This is a genomic window from Amycolatopsis thermalba, assembly GCF_003385215.1.
Lineage (GTDB): Bacteria > Actinomycetota > Actinomycetes > Mycobacteriales > Pseudonocardiaceae > Amycolatopsis_E > Amycolatopsis_E thermalba.
In genome coordinates, this window is the sequence record NZ_PQHW01000009.1 from 76,853 (window position 1) to 93,047 (window position 16,195).

Sequence of the window (16,195 nt, forward strand, 5' to 3'; positions counted from 1 at the left end):
AGGCACGATCCGCCGTGGTGTAATTGGCAGCACCTCAGATTTTGGTTCTGATAGTTCAGGTTCGAGTCCTGGCGGCGGAGCTGCCGTGCCCTACCCCGACGTGCCCGAAGGGGGTGCGCCACGCTGCAAGGCGAGAGCGGACAGAAGACCAGGCGGCCGGCACTGGCCGAGCTCTCCGATGCCTGGCTGGCCGGGCGCGCCCGGGAACTGATCGCGGCCGTGCAGCACACCGAGCACGGCGAGCAGCTGGAGATCGTCCGCACGATGGACGAGCTGCTCGACGAGGCCCAGCGCCGCGGCGAACCGGTCCTGGTGTCCCAGCTCCTGCGGGCCGCCGCGCTGGGACGGCTGGTCACCCGCGGTCTCGCGGCCGAGGCCGAGCCCCTGCTCGACGAGATGCTGGCCCACACCCGCCGCCACGGCCTGGCGCTGTTCCGCGCCGACGCGCACGCGCTGCGCGGCCGCCGTCTCGTACTGGCCAAGCAGGAGGACGCGGCGCTGACCGAGATCGCCCGCGCGCTGGCGATCCTGGACGACTCGAACTCCCCGGACATGCACATGTCCCGCCGGGAGTGGGCCAAGACGCAGTCCAGCGCGCTGGTCGACTGCTGGATCGTGCTGAACCAGCTGGGCGTGTACGAGGCGGCCGAGGAGGTCATCGCCCGCGCCCACCAGGCCATCCGCGAGACCGCGGGCCCGCACGAAATCACCCTGCAGCTGATGAACCGCATCAAGATGCTGCTGGGCTGGGGCTTGCGGCTGGAGCGCGTCGAGCGGCACGAGGAGGCCGCGGCCAAGTTCAGCACGGCCGCGTCGATGGCGGTCGCGGTCGAGGCGCCGTTCGCCGAGTCGCTGTTCCCGCGGCGGATCGGCGTGCCTGCCGTGGACCAGGTCGGCGTGCTCGCGGCGGCTCTCGCGCTGGCCGCGCCGGACGGTTCGCACGCCGACCGGCTGCAGCGGCTGCTGATCGAGCCGGGCTACCCGCACGAGCAGGTCATCGTCACGATCGCGCTGGCCCGCTGCCTGGAGCAGACCGGCCAGCGCGACGACGCGCTCAAGGCGCTGTACGCGACCAAGCTCAACCTCGCCGAGGACAACTCGATGCCGTCGATGCGCCTGCACCTGATGCGGGAGATCGCGCGGCTGGACAGCGAGGCCGACAGCGAGGCGTCGCGTTCGCTGGCGGAGTACTCGGCCGCGCTGGAGGTCGAGCTGTGGCACATGCGCGAGTCGCAGCTGGCGACCCTGGACACCCGCCGCGAGCACGAGCGGCTGTCCGCGCAGCACGGCGCGATCAGCCAGCAGGCGCTGCAGGACCCGCTGACCGGCCTGCCCAACCGGCGTGCGCTCGACGAGCACCTGCGCACGCTGTCCGCGTCGACCACCGCCCAGCCGCTCGCGGTCGCGCTGATCGACCTGGACGGCTTCAAGGGCGTCAACGACCAGCACTCGCACGCGGAGGGCGACGACGTGCTGCGCGTGGTCGCCTCGACGCTGCGGGACGCGCTGCGCGGCGACGACATCGTGGCCCGCTACGGCGGTGACGAGTTCGTCGCGCTGCTGCCCGGGGCGCCGGTGTCGGCGGCCAAGCAGGCGCTCGGCCGCGCGGTCACCGCGGTCGACTCGCTGCCCCACCACCTCTCGCACGGGGTCACCCTGTCGGTGGGCCTGGTGTCGCTGCGCCCGCAGGAGCGCGCCGACCAGGTGCTGGCCCGTGCCGACGCGGCGATGTACCAGGCGAAACGCGGCGGCGGGAACCAGGTGGCGACGGCCCAGTCGGCGGCGGGCGAGCCCCATACCGCAGAGGCGGAACCCGGCCCGGACGGCGACCCGGAGTCGGCTGCCGGGGAAGACACGTAGGATCGGGCCCCGCCACCACCCGTCCCGGATTCGTTGGGAGTGCCGTGACCGGCCCGCTGAGCACCGTCATCCTCGCCGCGGGCGAGGGCACCCGGATGCGTTCGAACACCCCGAAGGTGCTGCACCCGCTGGCCGGGCGACCGCTGGTCGAGCACGCCGTCCGGGCCGCAGCCGGGCTCTCGCCGGACCACCTCGTGGTCGTCGTGGGACACGGCCGGGAGGCCGTCGCCGAGCACCTGGGCACGGTCGGCGAGGCGCTGGGGCGGCCGGTCGCGACCGCGGTGCAGGAGAAGCAGAACGGCACCGGCGACGCCGTTTCGTGCGCCTTGTCCGTTCTGCCCGAAGGACTTTCGGGCACGGTCGTCGTCAGCTACGGCGACGTCCCGTTGCTGGACACCGAAACCCTGGCCGCGCTGCTGGCCGAGCACCGCGAGAACGGCCACGCGGTGACCGTCCTGACCTCCGTGGTCGCCGACCCGACCGGCTACGGCCGGATCGTGCGCGACCCGGCCGGCGCGGTCACCGCGATCGTCGAGCAGAAGGACGCCACGCCCGAGCAGCTGGAGATCGACGAGATCAACTCGGGGGTGTACGCGTTCGACGCGGCCGTCCTCGCCGACGCGCTGACCCGGCTGTCCACCGACAACGCGCAGGGCGAGCTGTACCTGACCGACGTGCCGGCGATCGCCCGCGGCGACGGCCGTGGCGTGGGCGCGCTCGTGGTGGACGACCCCTGGCTGACCGAGGGGGTCAACGACCGCATCCAGCTCGCCGCGATCGGCGCCGAGCTGAACCGCCGCCTGGTGCAGCGCTGGCAGCGCGCCGGGGTCACCGTGGTGGATCCGGCGTCGGTGTGGCTGGACGTGGGCGTCGAGCTGGCCCGTGACGTCGTGATCGAGCCGGGCGTGCAGCTCAAGGGCGCGACGAAGGTCGGCGAGGGCGCGGTGATCGGGCCGGACACCACGCTGACCAACGTGACCGTCGGCGCCGGCGCCCAGGTGGTCCGCACGCACGGCTACGACTCCGAGATCGGCGAGGGCGCGAGCGTCGGCCCGTTCGCCTACCTGCGGCCGAACACCAAGCTGGGCACCAAGGGCAAGATCGGCACGTTCGTCGAGACCAAGAACGCCGACATCGGCACCGGCACGAAGGTGCCGCACCTGACCTACGTCGGGGACGCGACGATCGGGGAGTACAGCAACATCGGCGCGTCCAGCGTCTTCGTCAACTACGACGGCGTGCGCAAGCACCACACCACGATCGGCTCGCACGTCAAGACCGGGTCGGACAACATGTTCGTCGCGCCGGTCACCGTTGGTGACGGTGCGTACTCGGGCGCTGGCACTGTGATCAGGCGGAACGTCCCACCGGGGGCGCTGGCGGTGTCGACTGGACCACAGCGCAATATTGAAGGCTGGGTGCCTCGCCGCCGGCCGGGCACCCCTGCGGCGGAGGCGGCTCAGGCCGCGCTCGCCGCGCAGGAAAACCAGGAAGAGACCGAGCGGGAGTCGTCTGATGAGTCCTAAGTCCGGCACGCCGAAGAAGAACCTCATGCTCTTCTCCGGCCGCGCACACCGGGAACTCGCGGAGGAGGTCGCGCAGCACCTCAACGTGACGATCACCCCGCAGACGGCGCACACGTTCGCCAACGGCGAGCTGTTCGTGCGCTTCGAGGAATCGGTCCGGGGCACGGACGCCTTCGTCATCCAGAGCCACACCACGCCCATCAACGAGTGGGTGATGGAGCAGCTGATCATGGTGGACGCGCTCAAGCGGGCCAGCGCCAAGCGCATCACCGTGGTCATGCCGTTCTACCCGTACGCGCGGCAGGACAAGAAGCACAAGGGCCGCGAGCCGATCTCGGCCCGGCTGATCGCCGACCTGTTCAAGACCGCGGGCGCCGACCGGATCATGACGGTCGACCTGCACACCGCGCAGATCCAGGGCTTCTTCGACGGGCCGGTGGACCACCTGTTCGCGCAGACCCTGCTGGCCGACCACATCAAGAAGACCTACGGCGACGCCGACATCGCCGTGGTCTCGCCGGACTCGGGCCGCGTGCGGCTGGCCGAGAAGTGGGCCGCGCAGCTGGGCGACCGGCCGATCGCGTTCATCCACAAGACGCGTGACCCCGACAAGCCGAACCAGGCCGTGGCCAACCGCGTCGTCGGCCAGGTCGAGGGCAAGCTGTGCATCCTGGTGGACGACATGATCGACACCGGTGGCACGATCGTGAAGGCCACCGACGCGCTGCTCGCCGAGGGCGCCGCGGACGTCGTCATCGCGACCACGCACGGCATCCTGTCCGACCCGGCCACCGAGCGGCTGTCCAACTGCAAGGCGCGCGAGGTCATCGTCACCAACTCGCTGCCGATCGCGCCGGAGAAGCACTTCGCGAACCTGACGGTCCTGTCGATCGCGCCGCTGCTGGCGGAGGCGATCCAGCAGGTGTTCGAGGACGGCTCGGTCACCAGCCTCTTCGACGGCAACGCCTGAGTTCTCCCCCGGGCCTTCCGCCGCTGGCGAAACCAGCGGCGGAAGGCCCGTTCCGTTCGTAGCGTCGGGGCATGACCGACTTCCGTTTCGGTGTTTCCCTGCGGTTCCTGACCGGGCGTGACGACTGGGCGGCCAAGTGCCGTCGCGCCGAGGAGCTGGGCTACGACACCATCACCATCCCCGACCACCTGGGCATGCCGGCCCCGTTCCCGGCTCTGGTGGCGGCCGCCCAGGCCACCGAGCGGGTGCGGGTCGGGCACCTGGTGCTCAACGCGCCCTTCTACAACCCGGTGCTGCTGGCCCGCGAGATCGAATCGACCGCGTTGCTCACCGGCGGCCGGCTGGACGTCGGGCTCGGGTCCGGGCACATGAAGTCCGAGTTCGACGACGCCGGGCTGCGGTTCGCGCCGCCCGCCGAGCGGATCGAGCACCTGGCCCGGACCGTGGACGTGCTGCGGGACCGCCTGGACGACGTGCCGCCGCTGCTGATCGCGGGCAACAGCGACGGGGTGTTGCGGCTGGCCGCGGAGCACGCCGACATCGTCGGCTTCGCCGGGCTGAAGCACGCGCGGGGCTTCCCGCCGGGCACGTTCGACCTGGCCGGCGCGGACGAGCTGGACGAGCGGGTGGGGTTCGTGCGGTCGGCGAACACGCGGCCGCTGGAGTTCAACATGCTGATCCAGAACGTCGTGGTGGCCGACGATCCGGTGCCCGCGCTGACGGAGTGGCTCGCCGACGAGCCCGCCGAGCTGGGCTGGTCGGCGGAGCGGCTGGTGGCGGCGCCGCTGGCGCTGGCCGGGACGCCGGAGGAGATCGCCGCGAAGATCCGGGCGATGCGGGACCGGTGCGGGTTCACCTACTTCACGGTGTTCGAGATGTTCCTGGAGGAGTTCGCGCCGGTGATCGCGCTCCTACGGTCCTAGCTCGGCGGCGACGTCCCGTTTGAGCGCGTCCGGGTCGACGACGGCGACGGGTTCGGCGGTCACCGACGGTGCGGCCTGGAGCCTGGTCGCACCGTCGGTGCGGGGCAGGGTGAACTTGACCGAGCAGGAGACGTCGGCGGCGGTGTCCAGGGGCAGCACGACCTCCCGTGCGCAGGTGCGGGCGCCGAGGGCGTCGGAGGTGACGGTCGAGGTCAGGTTGATGCGGGCGGCGGCGCTGGGGGCCGCGCCGAGCAAGCGGTTGTCGACGCGGACGGTGTCCGTGCAGGCGCCGTTGGCCGCGCAGCGCAGGTCGTGGTCGGTGACCCGTGCGGCGACGACCGGCCCGGCGATGAGGGGCTGTCCGAGGCCGGCGACTTCGTCGTCGAGCCGGTCACGCAGGCCGGGCAGGTGCACGTCGCCGAGTGCGATCTCGTGCGGCCCGAGTTCGCCGGCGACCGGCCCGAGGAACGCGGGCGGGAAGCCGAGGACGCGGTGGGGCGAGGTGGCGGTGACGCGCAGCCCGGCGAGGTCGAACACGTCGCCCACCCGCACCGGTGGCACACCGCGCGGCAGGGCGGCCCGCAGCGCGGCGGCGACCACCTGCGGCGGCAGGAGACGCCCCGGGTCGAACGGCATGCCGCGGTCGGCCCTGGTCCACTGGGCACCGAACCGCTCCGCGCGGGGCGCGGACATGCCCTGGCGCTGCCAGTGGGCCGGGGAGGCGCGGACGTAGAGGGAGCCCCCCACGCGGAGGGCCTGGACGGGTTCGTCGCCGAGCCGGAACCGCCCCTCGGCGAGCCCACCCTTGGTGACGACCAGGGTGGTATCGCCCACCCGATAGGCGACGGCCGGTTCAGCAGCGAGAGCCGACAGAGCGGAGTCGACGACGGAGAGCGGATCCGGCGCCGCGGGACGCGGGGGAGCCTCACAGGAGACGAGCAGAACGAGGACGAGCACCGCGAGACCGCGCAGGCGCATCCGACCCCTCGCTCCCCACTGGAACGGCAGTTGTGAATGAGACGCACATTCAGGTTCCAGAGTTCCTGACCGAAGAAGCTGTCATCCGATCGGTGCACGCAGAAGGTAGAAACCACCGACGAACCGGCACCCGGCAACGCAAGAAGACCGACCACGCCCCGGACCTCCCCCGCTCCCCGATCCACAGCCGATCTTTGGTCGCCGACCAGGCGTGTCAAGGTACTCTTTCCCGCCTTGACACGACTGCTCGCGACCGAAACACAATCCGGAATCGGGGGCGGGGGAGGTCGGCACCCAAGGCGACCGTCCGGCGCCGTAGGCGCCCCCGCCCGAAGGGCGACTCCGCCCGGGTTCGTGCGCTTGCGACCCCACCGCGCCCTTGCCGCGCCGGGTGATTACACTGAACAGGTTGTCTCGGCGAGGCGGGCTCCATGCTGCACCCGGTGCCCGACGTGATCGACGCGGCGGCTTGAGGTCCGCTGCTCGAGCATGTCCGTGGAACTCGCCGCCGGTACGACCACCCGCCATCTGCGCCGCCACGCAAAATGTTTGAAGGAGTGCTACACCGTGTCCGAGGTACGTCTGTCCGCCGAGCCCCGCACCGAGTTCGGCAAGGGCGCCGCGCGCCGCACCCGTCGCGCCGGCAAGGTTCCCGCCGTGCTGTACGGCCACGGTACCGACCCCCGTCACCTGGCCCTGCCCGCTCTGGAGTTCGCCCGCGTCATCCGTGAGAACGGCAGCAACGCCGTCCTCACCCTCAACCTCGACGGCGACACCGAGCTGGCCCTGACCAAGACGGTCACCGTGCACCCGATCAAGAACTACATCGAGCACGTCGACCTGCTGGTCGTCCAGCGGGGCGAGAAGGTCACCGTGGACGTCCCGGTCGTGCTGACCGGCGACCCGGCCCCGGGCACCTTGCAGGTGCAGGAGGTCGACACCCTGTCCATCGAGGTCGAGGCCCTGCACATCCCGGAGCAGTTCGAGGTGTCCATCGCGGGCGCCGAGGCCGGCACCCAGATCCTCGCCTCGCAGGTCACCCTGCCCGCCGGTGCTGTCCTGCTGACCGACCCGGAGAGCCTGGTCGTCGCGGTCAACGAGGCGCAGGCCACCTCCGCGGAGCCCGCCGAGGAGACCGGCGAGGAGCCGGCCGAGAGCACCGAAGAGTAAGTGAGTTCGGACGTCCCCGGGGCCGGCGAGCAGGTTCTGCTCGTCGGCCTCGGCAATCCCGGCCCGCGTTATGCCGGCAACCGGCACAACGTGGGCTTCATGGTGCTCGACGAACTCGCCGCCCGCGTCGGCGGCAAGTTCAAGACCCACAAGTCCGGCGCCGAGGTCCTGGAGGGCCGCCTCGCCGGGCGCCGTGTCGTGCTGGTCAAGCCGCGGTCGTTCATGAACGTCTCGGGCGGCCCGGTGGCCGGGGCGGCGAAGTTCTACAAGGTCGACCCGAGCGGTGTGGTCGTCGTGCACGACGAGCTGGACCTGCCGTTCGGCGGGCTGAAGCTCAAGCTCGGCGGCGGCGAGGGCGGCCACAACGGGCTGCGGTCGATCAGCAAGTCGCTCGGCACGCGTGACTACTACCGCGTGCGTTTCGGCATCGGGCGGCCGCCGGGCCGGATGGACCCGGCCGATTTCGTGCTCAAGGACTTCTCGTCGGTCGAGCGCAAGGACCTCCCGCTGGAGCTGGACCGGTGCGCCGACGCCGTCGAGGCGCTGATCGGCAAAGGGCTGACGGCGGCCCAGAACGACTTCCACGCTGGGTGAACGGTGGTCACCCACAGGTGTGGGTCACACCGCTCTATGGAGTTCCAGGGGCACGAATGCCCTTCCGGAGGTTTGATCCGGCAGCTAGGACGGGATTAGGGAAGTTGTCCCGACCACGCTGAACTGGAGTACTCCTCATGTCCCTTTCCGCCGAAGACGTTTATCGAGTCGAGTTCGGTAACGCCCCCATCGGCCGGCGCGGGTACGCCAAGCACGAGGTCGACGAGTTCGTCGAGCGCATCGCCAGGACCCTGGCCGGCGAGGACGACCTGACGGCCGCCGAGGTGCATCACGTCATGTTCAGCAAGCCCCTGCTCGGCAAGCGGGGCTACGACGAACGCGAGGTCGACGAGTTCCTCGACCAGGTGGAAGACGAGTTCGCCCGCCGCGGCGGCCGCCCCTACCCGGTGCCCGAGGCGCGGACCGTGACGCAGGCGACCGCCCCGCGCACGGAAGGCGCCCCGACCGAGATCCCCAAGGTGACCCTCCCGGACTGACCCGACCGCAGAACTCACGCGCACGACCGCAGAACTCGCGCACAGGAACGCAGAACTCGCACGCACGAAGGTGGGACACGCGCACAGGAACGCAGAACTCGCGCACAGGAACGCAGAACTCGCACGCCGGAAGGTGGGACACGCGCGCCCGAAGGTGGGACACGCGCGCAGGAGCGTGGGACTCGCGCACCCCGCGAGTCCCACACTCCGGGCCGCGAGTTCCACGCTCAGCGCCGCGAGTTCCACGCTCAGCGCCGCGAGTTCCACGCTCAGCGCCGCGAGTTCCACGCTCAGCGCCGCGAGTTCCACGCTCAGCGCCGCGAGTTCCACGCTCAGCGCCGCGAGTTCCACGCTCAGCGCCGCGAGTTCCACGCTCAGCGCCGCGAGTTCCACGCTCAGCGCCGCGAGTTCCACGCTCAGCGCCGCGAGTTCCACGCTCAGCGCCGCGAGTTCCGCGCTCGGCGCGGCGAGTTTCACCGTCGCGGCGGGTGGGGTGTCGTCAGGAGGTGGCGTTCCGCGCGATCGCCTCGGCGTACTGCACCGCCGTCGCCGCTCGTTTGACCTTTCCGGACGGTGTCTTGGGCAGGCTGCCGGCCGGCAGGACGACCACCGCGTACGGCCGGGCGTCCACCGCGTCGCGGACCCGGGCCGCGACCTCCTTCTGCAGCCGCCGCTCGGCTTCGGCATCACCCGCCAGCTTCGACTCCAGCACCACCGCGAACCGCTCCCGCCGCGTCCCGGCGTCAATCCGCACGGCCACCGCGTTGCCCGCCCGCACCCCCTCCACCGAGGTCGCGGCGCGCTCGATGTCCGTCGGGTAGATGTTGCGGCCGCCCATGATGATGACGTCCTTGCGCCGCCCGCAGATCACGATCTGCCCGTCGACCAGGTACCCGAGGTCGCCGGTCGCGAGCCAGCCGTCCGCGTCCTGCGTCGGCTTCGGGCCCTCCATCGTCAGGTACCCGGGCGTCACGGCCGGCCCGGTCAGCTGGATCTCCCCCACCTCGCGGTCACCGAGCACCTTGCCGTTGTCGTCGACAATCCGCGCCTCCAGCCCGTCCAGCGGACGGCCCAGCACGGCGAACGAGCGGACCTCCTCGGTCCCGCGGCGCGGATCGCCCTCGGGCACCGGCACCGCGCGGTTGTCCGTCTCCAGCGCGTCGGCCTCGATGACGTCCAGCGTCAGGCCGGTGAACAGCGGCGCGAACGACACCGCGAGCGTCGCCTCGGCCATGCCGTAGGCGGGGAACACGCACTCCGGCGGCATCTTGAACCGGGCGCCGCCGTCGACGAACGCCTGCACGGCGGACTCGTCGATCGGCTCGGCGCCGTTGAGCGCGATCCGCAGCGTGGACAGGTCGTAAGCGTTTTCGTCCTCGACCCGCGCGAGCCGCTTGCCCACGATCGCGTACGCGAAGTTCGGCGCGGCGGTCGTGGTGGCGCGGTACTTGCTGATCAGCTCGGGCCAGATCAGCGGGCCGGTGAGGAACTCCGCCGGGGTGATCTTGATCAGCTCGACGCCGAACGTCATCGGCACGGTCAGGAACCCGACCATGCCCATGTCGTGGAAGGTGGGCAGCCAGGACACCATGATGTCCTCGGCGAAGTCGAACTCCGCCCGCTCCACCATGGCCTTGACGTTGGTGTAGAGGTTGCCGTGGGTGATCCGCACGGCCTTCGGGTCGGCGGTCGAGCCGCTGGTGAGCTGCAGCAGCGCCAGGTCGTCCTCGCCGCGCGGCACCGGCTCGGCGATCGGCTCGCCGTCGAACAGGTCGGTGATCATCCGGAACCCGATCTCGTGCTCGGTGAGCACCGGCGCGAGCGCGTCGAACGGCTCACCGAGGACGACGAGCTTCGCGTCGATCATGCCCAGCACCTTGACGGTGTCCTCGGCCCACAGCGCGAGGTCGGTGCGCGGGGTGGGCTGGTGCAGCATCGTCACGCTGCCCCCGGCGAGCCACACCGCCTGCACCGTCGGCGCGATCAGGGCCGGCGCCCCGGCCAGGACGGCGACGGCGCTGCCCGGTTCCAGTCCCCCGGCGACCAGCGCGCCGGCCATGCGCCGGGCCTGCTCGTGGACCTCGGCCCAGGTCCGGCGGACCGGTTCCTTCGGCTCCCCGGTGACCATGCCACGCAACTGACCACCCTCCGCAGCGGTGCGGACGAGCGTCTCCACGAACCGACTCATGGCGCTCACCTTATCGGGGGGCGCGCGAGGCCGGCCGAGATGTCGAGAACCGGGCCGCGGCTCCGATCTCCTGGTGTAGACACCCTATGAGGAGGCACCCGTGAAGTACCTGCTGATCATGCACGTGAACCCCGCCGTCTGGGAGTCGCTGACCGAGGAGGAGCGCACCGCGATCATGACCGGGCACGGACCGTTCATGGACGCGATCCGGGAGTCCGGCGAGTTCATCGGCACCCACGCGCTGGCCGACCCGTCGAACAGCGCCGTCGTGCGGGTGCGCGACGGTGTCCCGGTGGTGACCGACGGCCCGTACCTGGAGGCCAAGGAGTACCTGGGCGGGTACTACCTGGTCGACGTCGAAAGCCGGGAACGCGCCCTGGAGCTGGCCGCGATGATCCCGGACGCCGAGGTCGACGGCCTGGGCATCGAGGTCCGTCCGGTGATGTTCTCGGCGGGCACGGAGATGTGAGACCCGGTGCCGGGCGGGAGCGGCCCGCCCGGCACCGGCTCGTCAGGCGGCCCGGGAGCCGGCCGAGGCCACGCCCAGCCAGGTGTGCGGGTTGCCCTGCCAGCACCAGCCGAGCTTCGGCGCCCGCTTGCTGATCCAGATCGCCGGCACCCGCCGGTCCCCGCAGCGCGAACCACCCAGCGAGAAGCACTTGTTCTTGACCAGCACCTCCGGGAAGTGCGTGATCAGGGCGATGCCCTCCTCGATCGTGAGCGGGGTGCGGCCCCGGCCGGCGATCACCGCCATCGCGTCGTCCGGGACGGCACCGCAGAACTCCTCACCGCGCTCGACGTCGAGCAGCAGGTAGGCGTCCGCGGCCGGCAGGTCCACGGTGGCCACGAACCGGTCGAGCGATCCGGGTTCGAAGGAGTGGTCGACGAACCCGGGCAGGCGCCCGTTGTGCAGGGCCGTGCGCGGCATCGTCTCCTCGATCGGGGCGGCCTTGCGGGTCACGACCAGCAGGAACGGCACACGACCCGCGTCCGGGACGGGGTCGCCGGACGGCGCCGCGGCGCGCAGCGGCTCGACCAGGGCCCGGATACCGTCCTCGTCGAGCCCGGCGAGCTCCGGGTAGCCGCGGTCCACCAGGTTGGCGACCTGACGGTCGAATTCGGCGGTCACGCCCGCACCTCCTCGATCGCCGCGATGTCGGCCGGACTGCCCGACATGATCGTCCGCACGTGCCGGGTGACCAGCTCGACCGGCCAGTCCCACCACGCGGCGCGCTCCAGCCGTTCGACGTCCTCCGGGCTGTACCGGGCGCGGACCGGCCGGGCCGGGTTGCCGCCGACGATCGTGTACGGCGGCACGTCGGCGGTGACGACCGCGCCCGCGGCGATGATCGCGCCGTTGCCGATCCGCACGCCGGGCATGACGGTCGCGCCGTAGCCGAACCAGACGTCGTTGCCCACCACCGTGTCGCCCCGGCTGGGCATGTTCGTGACGAGGTCCAGTGTGGACTCCGCCCACGCGCCGCCGAACATGGTGAACGGGTAGGTCGACACCCCCATCGTCGGGTGTTCGGCGCCTGCCATCAGGAACCGCGTGCCGGCGGCGATCGCGCAGTACTTGCCGATGATCAGCTTCTCCGGCCCGTAGGCGTAGAGGACGTTGCGGGTTTCGAACTCGGTGGCGGCGTCCGGGTCGTCGTAGTAGGTGAACTCGCCGACCTGGATGCGCGGATCGGTGACCAGGGGTTTCAGGAACACCACGCGCGGGTGCTCGGCGAGCGGGTGGAGCACGGTGGGGTCTGGCACGAACACCTCACAGGAGTAAACTTGCGACCGACGTAAACTTATCCTGTGACCAAGTCGCTTGTCAATATAAAAGTAGGACGGGGGTAAGATTCGCTCATGACCGTCACCGGCCTCCGCGAAGCCAAGAAGCAAGAGACGCGGCAGTTGATCTCCGACCAGGCGACCCGGCTCTTCATTGCGAAGGGCTTCGAGCAGACGACCATCGCGGAGATCGCGGAGGCCGCACGGGTGGCGAAGAAGACGGTGACCAACTACTTCCCGCGCAAGGAGGACCTGGCCTTCGACCACCAGGACGAGTTCGTCGCGAGCCTCGCCCGCACGGTCGCGGCCCGCCGGCCCGGTGAGCCGGCGCTGTCCGCGCTGCGCCGGGATTTCCTGGACGCGGTCGAGCGGCAGGACCCGGTGGCGGGGTTCGCCGGCCCGGAGTTCAGCCGCATGATCGCGGACAGCCCGACCCTCTCGGTGTGCCTGCGCGGGCTGCACGACCAGCGCGAGGCAGCTCTGGCCGCCGCTCTCGCCGACGCGACCGGCGCCACGCCCGGAGACATCACTCCCCGGGCGGCGGCGGCCGTACTCGGTGGGGTGCACCGCGTGCTGTTCGCGCGCATCCAGGAGCTGACGCTGGCCGGCCGCGCCAACCCGGAGATCGCCGCCGTGGTCGGCCCCGAAGCCGAGCAGGCGTTCGCGCTGCTGGAACCCTCACTCGGCGGCTACGCCCGCGCCTGACGGCAATGCGGTGCCCCGGACACCGCCCGGGTGCGGCAACGCACAGCAGCCACGCGCTCTCGCGCATCATGCAACGGCCAAGACATCGGCACCATCCGGCCCGGAGTGGCAGACACCAGCCACCCTGGCGCTCTCCGCCCACAGGGCGGGCTCTTCGCCTGCCCAACGTCACCTCTAAAGATCAAGAGATGTCCTCGCCGGACGGGCAGGCTCCGGGATGACGGGGGAACGTTGTCGGCTCGCCTCGGGTGGGTGGTCGCTGGGTGGTCACCCCGGGCTACTCCACCAGTTCGGAGGTCTCCAGCCAGCGCGCCTCGACGTCCTCGATCTCCGCGCGGACCGTCTTCAGCTCCGTGTTCAGCTCGACCAGCTTGTCCGGGTCGGTGGCGTGCTCGGCCAGCTGCTCGTGCAGCTTGGTCTCCCGCGTGTGCAGCTGGTCCAGCCTGCGCTCCAACCGGGACAGTTCCTTCTGCGCCGCCCGGAACTCCGCCGCGCTGGACGTCTTCGGCGCGGGCTTCGCGGCCACCGGGGTGCGTGCGGCGGCCCGCCGGGACAGGTACTCGTCGATGCCGCCGGGCAGGTGCGTGATCCGGCCGTCGCCGAACAGGGCGTACACCGCATCCGTCACACGTTCCACCAGGTAGCGGTCGTGCGAGACGACGACCATCGTGCCCGGCCAGGAGTCCAGCAGGTCCTCCAGCTGCTGCAGCGTGTCGATGTCCAGGTCGTTCGTCGGCTCGTCGAGCAGCAGCACGTTCGGCTCGGCCATCAGCAGCCGCGCCAGCTGCAGCCGCCGCCGCTCGCCGCCGGAGAGGTCCTCGACCGGCGTCCACTGCCGCGCGGGCGGGAACCCGAGCTTCTCCGCCAGCTGCGACGCCGACAGCTCCTGCTTGCCCAGCACGACCCGTGCCGAGACCTCCTCGACGGCCTCCAGCACGCGCAGCTGCCCGGGCAGCTCGTCCAGCTCCTGCGACAGGTGCGCCAGCCGCACCGTCTTGCCCTCGATCCGCTTGCCCGCGACCGGTTCGCGCTCCCCGGCGAGCAGCTTCAGCAGCGTCGTCTTGCCCGAGCCGTTCACGCCGACCAGCCCGAACCGGTCACCCGGGCCGATCCGCCAGGTCAGGCCCTCGACGACCGGCTTGTCCCCGGCCTTGAGGGTCACGTCCTCCAGCTCCAGCACGGTCTTGCCGAGCCGCCGCTTCGCGAACGACATCAGCTCGGCCCTGTTCCGCGGCTCCGGGACGTCCGCGATCAGCGCCTCGGCCGCCTCGATCCGGTACCGCGGCTTCGACGTGCGGGCCTTCGCGCCGCGCTGCAGCCAGGCCAGTTCCTTGCGCGCGAGGTTGCGCCGCTTCTCCTCCATCGAGGCCGCCAACCGCGCCCGCTCGGCGCGCGCGAAGATCCAGTCCGCGTACCCGCCCTCGTACTGCTCGACGCGGCCGTCGGCGACCTCCCAGGTCCGCCCGCACACCGTGTCCAGGAACCACCGGTCGTGGGTGACGACCACGAGCGCGGACCGCCGCGCCAGCAGGTGGTCGGCCAGCCAGCGCACGCCTTCGACGTCGAGGTGGTTGGTCGGCTCGTCGAGCACCAGCAGGTCCAGGTCGCCGATCAGGGCGGCGGCCAGCGCGACCCGGCGACGCTCCCCACCGGACAGTGTCGCGGTGGGATTGTCCAGCCCCAGCTCGGTGATCCCGAGTCCCTCCACAATGGACCGGACCCGGGCGTCGGCCGCCCACTCGTGCTCGGCGTCGAAACCGGCGAGCACGGCGTCGCGGATCGAACTGCCCTCGGCCAGCTCCGTGCGCTGGGTGACGACCGCGAGCCGCAAGCCGCGAACCTGGCTCACCCGGCCGGAATCCGGCTCGGCGAGTCCGGAGAGGACCTCCAGCAGCGTCGTCTTGCCACCGCCGTTCAGGCCGACGACGCCGATGCGCTCGCCTTCGCCGACGCCGAGCGAGACGTTGTCCAGCAGGGGGCGGACCCCGTAGGACTTCGAGACCGCCTCGAGGTTGATCAAGTTGGCCACTACGCGTGCACCTGCGGAGGAGTGGGTCGGTGTTCGTCGCCGCCGACGAGCCGCGCGCCCGGCACCGGGCCGTGCGCGACCCGGACCGTCCGGCACACCCCGGCCCCGGCCAGCTCGGCCGCGACCTCGAGCGCGGATTCGGCGTCGGCGCACAGGAACGCGCACGTCGGACCGGAACCGGACACGGTGCCGGCCAGCGCGCCGGCGTTCACCCCGGCGCGCAGGGTGCGGCGCAGGCCGGGCCGCAGCGACACCGCGGCGGCCTGCAGGTCGTTGCCGAGCAGCAGGGCCAGCTGACGCGGGTCGCCGGAGGCCAGCGCCTCGACGACGGGCGCGTGCGAGCCGACGCGCGGCGGGTTGCCGGTCTCGCGGAGCCGGTCGAGTTCGGCGTAGACGCGCTCGGTGGACAGCCCGCGCTGGTCGAACGCGAGCACCCAGTGGAAGGTGTGCCGGGACAGCACCGGGACCAGCTGCTCACCGCGGCCGGTGCCCAGCGCGGTGCCGCCGTAGAGCCCGAACGGCACATCCGAGCCGAGCTTCGCGGCGATCCCGGCCAGCTCGTCGCGCCCGATGTCCAGCTTCCACAGCGACGCGAGCGCAACCAGCGTGCCCGCGGCGTCGGCGCTGCCGCCCGCCATACCCCCCGCGACGGGGATCCCCTTGCGGAGGACCACCCGGACGTTCGACGCGCCGTCGGTCTTGCCGACGTGCGCGGCCAGCGCCTCGACCGCGCGCCAGGCGAGGTTGCTGGCGCCGGTGGGCACGACCTGCTCACCCTCGCCGTAGACCTCGACGCCCGGCTCCTCGGCCAGCGCGACGGTGACCTCGTCGGTCAGCGAAAGCGCGTGGAAGACGGTCGTCAGATCGTGGAAACCGTCCGGGCGCAGGTCGCCGACCGACAGGTGCAGGTTGATCTTGGAGGGCACCCTGACGGTGACAGGTGGCGGTACGACGGCGAGCACCAGTCAAG

The 16,195-nt window shown here is 71.5% G+C and carries 15 protein-coding genes and 1 tRNA gene; 10 read left to right on the top strand and 6 right to left on the bottom strand.

The window, feature by feature from the left end; genetic code table 11:
- Positions 1-8 precede the first annotated feature (8 nt).
- From D0D15_RS06425 to D0D15_RS06445, 5 genes are all read left to right on the top strand, one after another.
- A tRNA-Gln gene (locus tag D0D15_RS06425) sits at positions 9-80 on the top strand.
- Positions 81-219: 139 nt separating this feature from the next.
- Positions 220-1,860, top strand: coding sequence for a GGDEF domain-containing protein (locus tag D0D15_RS06430; RefSeq protein ID WP_094004579.1), 1,641 nt, complete (start codon positions 220-222; stop codon positions 1,858-1,860).
- Positions 1,861-1,904: 44 nt separating this feature from the next.
- Entirely contained in the window at positions 1,905-3,386 is a 1,482-nt protein-coding gene (gene glmU / locus D0D15_RS06435) for a bifunctional UDP-N-acetylglucosamine diphosphorylase/glucosamine-1-phosphate N-acetyltransferase GlmU (RefSeq protein WP_094004578.1), read from the top strand.
- Complete coding sequence (locus tag D0D15_RS06440) at positions 3,376-4,356, top strand: ribose-phosphate diphosphokinase (protein ID WP_094004577.1); 981 nt, start codon at positions 3,376-3,378, stop codon at positions 4,354-4,356. The genes glmU and D0D15_RS06440 overlap by 11 nt, the downstream gene beginning before the upstream one ends.
- Positions 4,357-4,427: 71 nt before the next feature.
- Entirely contained in the window at positions 4,428-5,279 is an 852-nt protein-coding gene (locus D0D15_RS06445; protein WP_115944303.1) for a TIGR03621 family F420-dependent LLM class oxidoreductase, read from the top strand.
- Here the strand turns inward: D0D15_RS06445 and D0D15_RS06450 are convergent.
- Complete coding sequence (locus D0D15_RS06450; protein ID WP_094004575.1) at positions 5,268-6,257, bottom strand: hypothetical protein; 990 nt, start codon at positions 6,255-6,257, stop codon at positions 5,268-5,270. The two genes, D0D15_RS06445 and D0D15_RS06450, sit on opposite strands and share 12 nt — an antisense overlap.
- A gap of 567 nt (positions 6,258-6,824) precedes the next feature.
- Here D0D15_RS06450 and D0D15_RS06455 point away from each other — a divergent pair.
- The 3 genes from D0D15_RS06455 (at position 6,825) to D0D15_RS06465 (ending at position 8,518) form a co-directional block, all read left to right on the top strand.
- A complete protein-coding gene (locus tag D0D15_RS06455) occupies positions 6,825-7,427 on the top strand; it encodes a 50S ribosomal protein L25/general stress protein Ctc (RefSeq protein ID WP_094004574.1) in 603 nt (200 codons plus the stop codon).
- Positions 7,428-8,021: an aminoacyl-tRNA hydrolase gene (gene pth, locus D0D15_RS06460; RefSeq protein ID WP_094004573.1), complete on the top strand. Its 594-nt coding sequence runs from the start codon at positions 7,428-7,430 to the stop codon at positions 8,019-8,021.
- Positions 8,022-8,158: 137 nt separating this feature from the next.
- Positions 8,159-8,518, top strand: coding sequence for a DivIVA domain-containing protein (locus tag D0D15_RS06465; RefSeq protein ID WP_094004572.1), 360 nt, complete (start codon positions 8,159-8,161; stop codon positions 8,516-8,518).
- 499 nt (positions 8,519-9,017) lie between these two features.
- Here the strand turns inward: D0D15_RS06465 and D0D15_RS06475 are convergent, their stop codons facing one another.
- Positions 9,018-10,706, bottom strand: coding sequence for a fatty acyl-AMP ligase (locus D0D15_RS06475; RefSeq protein WP_094004566.1), 1,689 nt, complete (start codon positions 10,704-10,706; stop codon positions 9,018-9,020).
- 100 nt (positions 10,707-10,806) lie between these two features.
- Here D0D15_RS06475 and D0D15_RS06480 point away from each other — a divergent pair, with 100 nt between their 5' ends.
- The gene (locus tag D0D15_RS06480) at positions 10,807-11,175 is read left to right on the top strand and encodes a YciI family protein (RefSeq protein ID WP_094004565.1); all 369 of its coding nucleotides are present in this window, start codon (positions 10,807-10,809) and stop codon (positions 11,173-11,175) included.
- Between the two features lie 42 nt (positions 11,176-11,217).
- Here the strand turns inward: D0D15_RS06480 and D0D15_RS06485 are convergent, their stop codons facing one another.
- Both D0D15_RS06485 and D0D15_RS06490 read right to left on the bottom strand, forming a co-directional pair.
- A complete protein-coding gene (locus tag D0D15_RS06485; RefSeq protein ID WP_094004564.1) occupies positions 11,218-11,835 on the bottom strand; it encodes a DUF5701 family protein in 618 nt (205 codons plus the stop codon).
- Positions 11,832-12,476, bottom strand: a complete 645-nt coding sequence (locus D0D15_RS06490; RefSeq protein WP_162830513.1) for a CatB-related O-acetyltransferase — start codon at positions 12,474-12,476, stop codon at positions 11,832-11,834. Before D0D15_RS06490 ends, D0D15_RS06485 begins: the two co-directional genes overlap by 4 nt.
- A gap of 90 nt (positions 12,477-12,566) precedes the next feature.
- Between D0D15_RS06490 and D0D15_RS06495 the strand changes: the two genes are divergently transcribed.
- A complete protein-coding gene (locus D0D15_RS06495) occupies positions 12,567-13,196 on the top strand; it encodes a TetR/AcrR family transcriptional regulator (RefSeq protein WP_094004563.1) in 630 nt (209 codons plus the stop codon).
- Positions 13,197-13,473: 277 nt separating this feature from the next.
- On the opposite strand, the gene D0D15_RS06500 is transcribed toward D0D15_RS06495, so the two are convergent.
- A complete protein-coding gene (locus D0D15_RS06500) occupies positions 13,474-15,225 on the bottom strand; it encodes an ABC-F family ATP-binding cassette domain-containing protein (RefSeq protein ID WP_094004562.1) in 1,752 nt (583 codons plus the stop codon).
- Entirely contained in the window at positions 15,225-16,187 is a 963-nt protein-coding gene (locus D0D15_RS06505; protein ID WP_094004561.1) for a 4-(cytidine 5'-diphospho)-2-C-methyl-D-erythritol kinase, read from the bottom strand. Before D0D15_RS06505 ends, D0D15_RS06500 begins: the two co-directional genes overlap by 1 nt.
- Positions 16,188-16,195 lie beyond the last annotated feature (8 nt).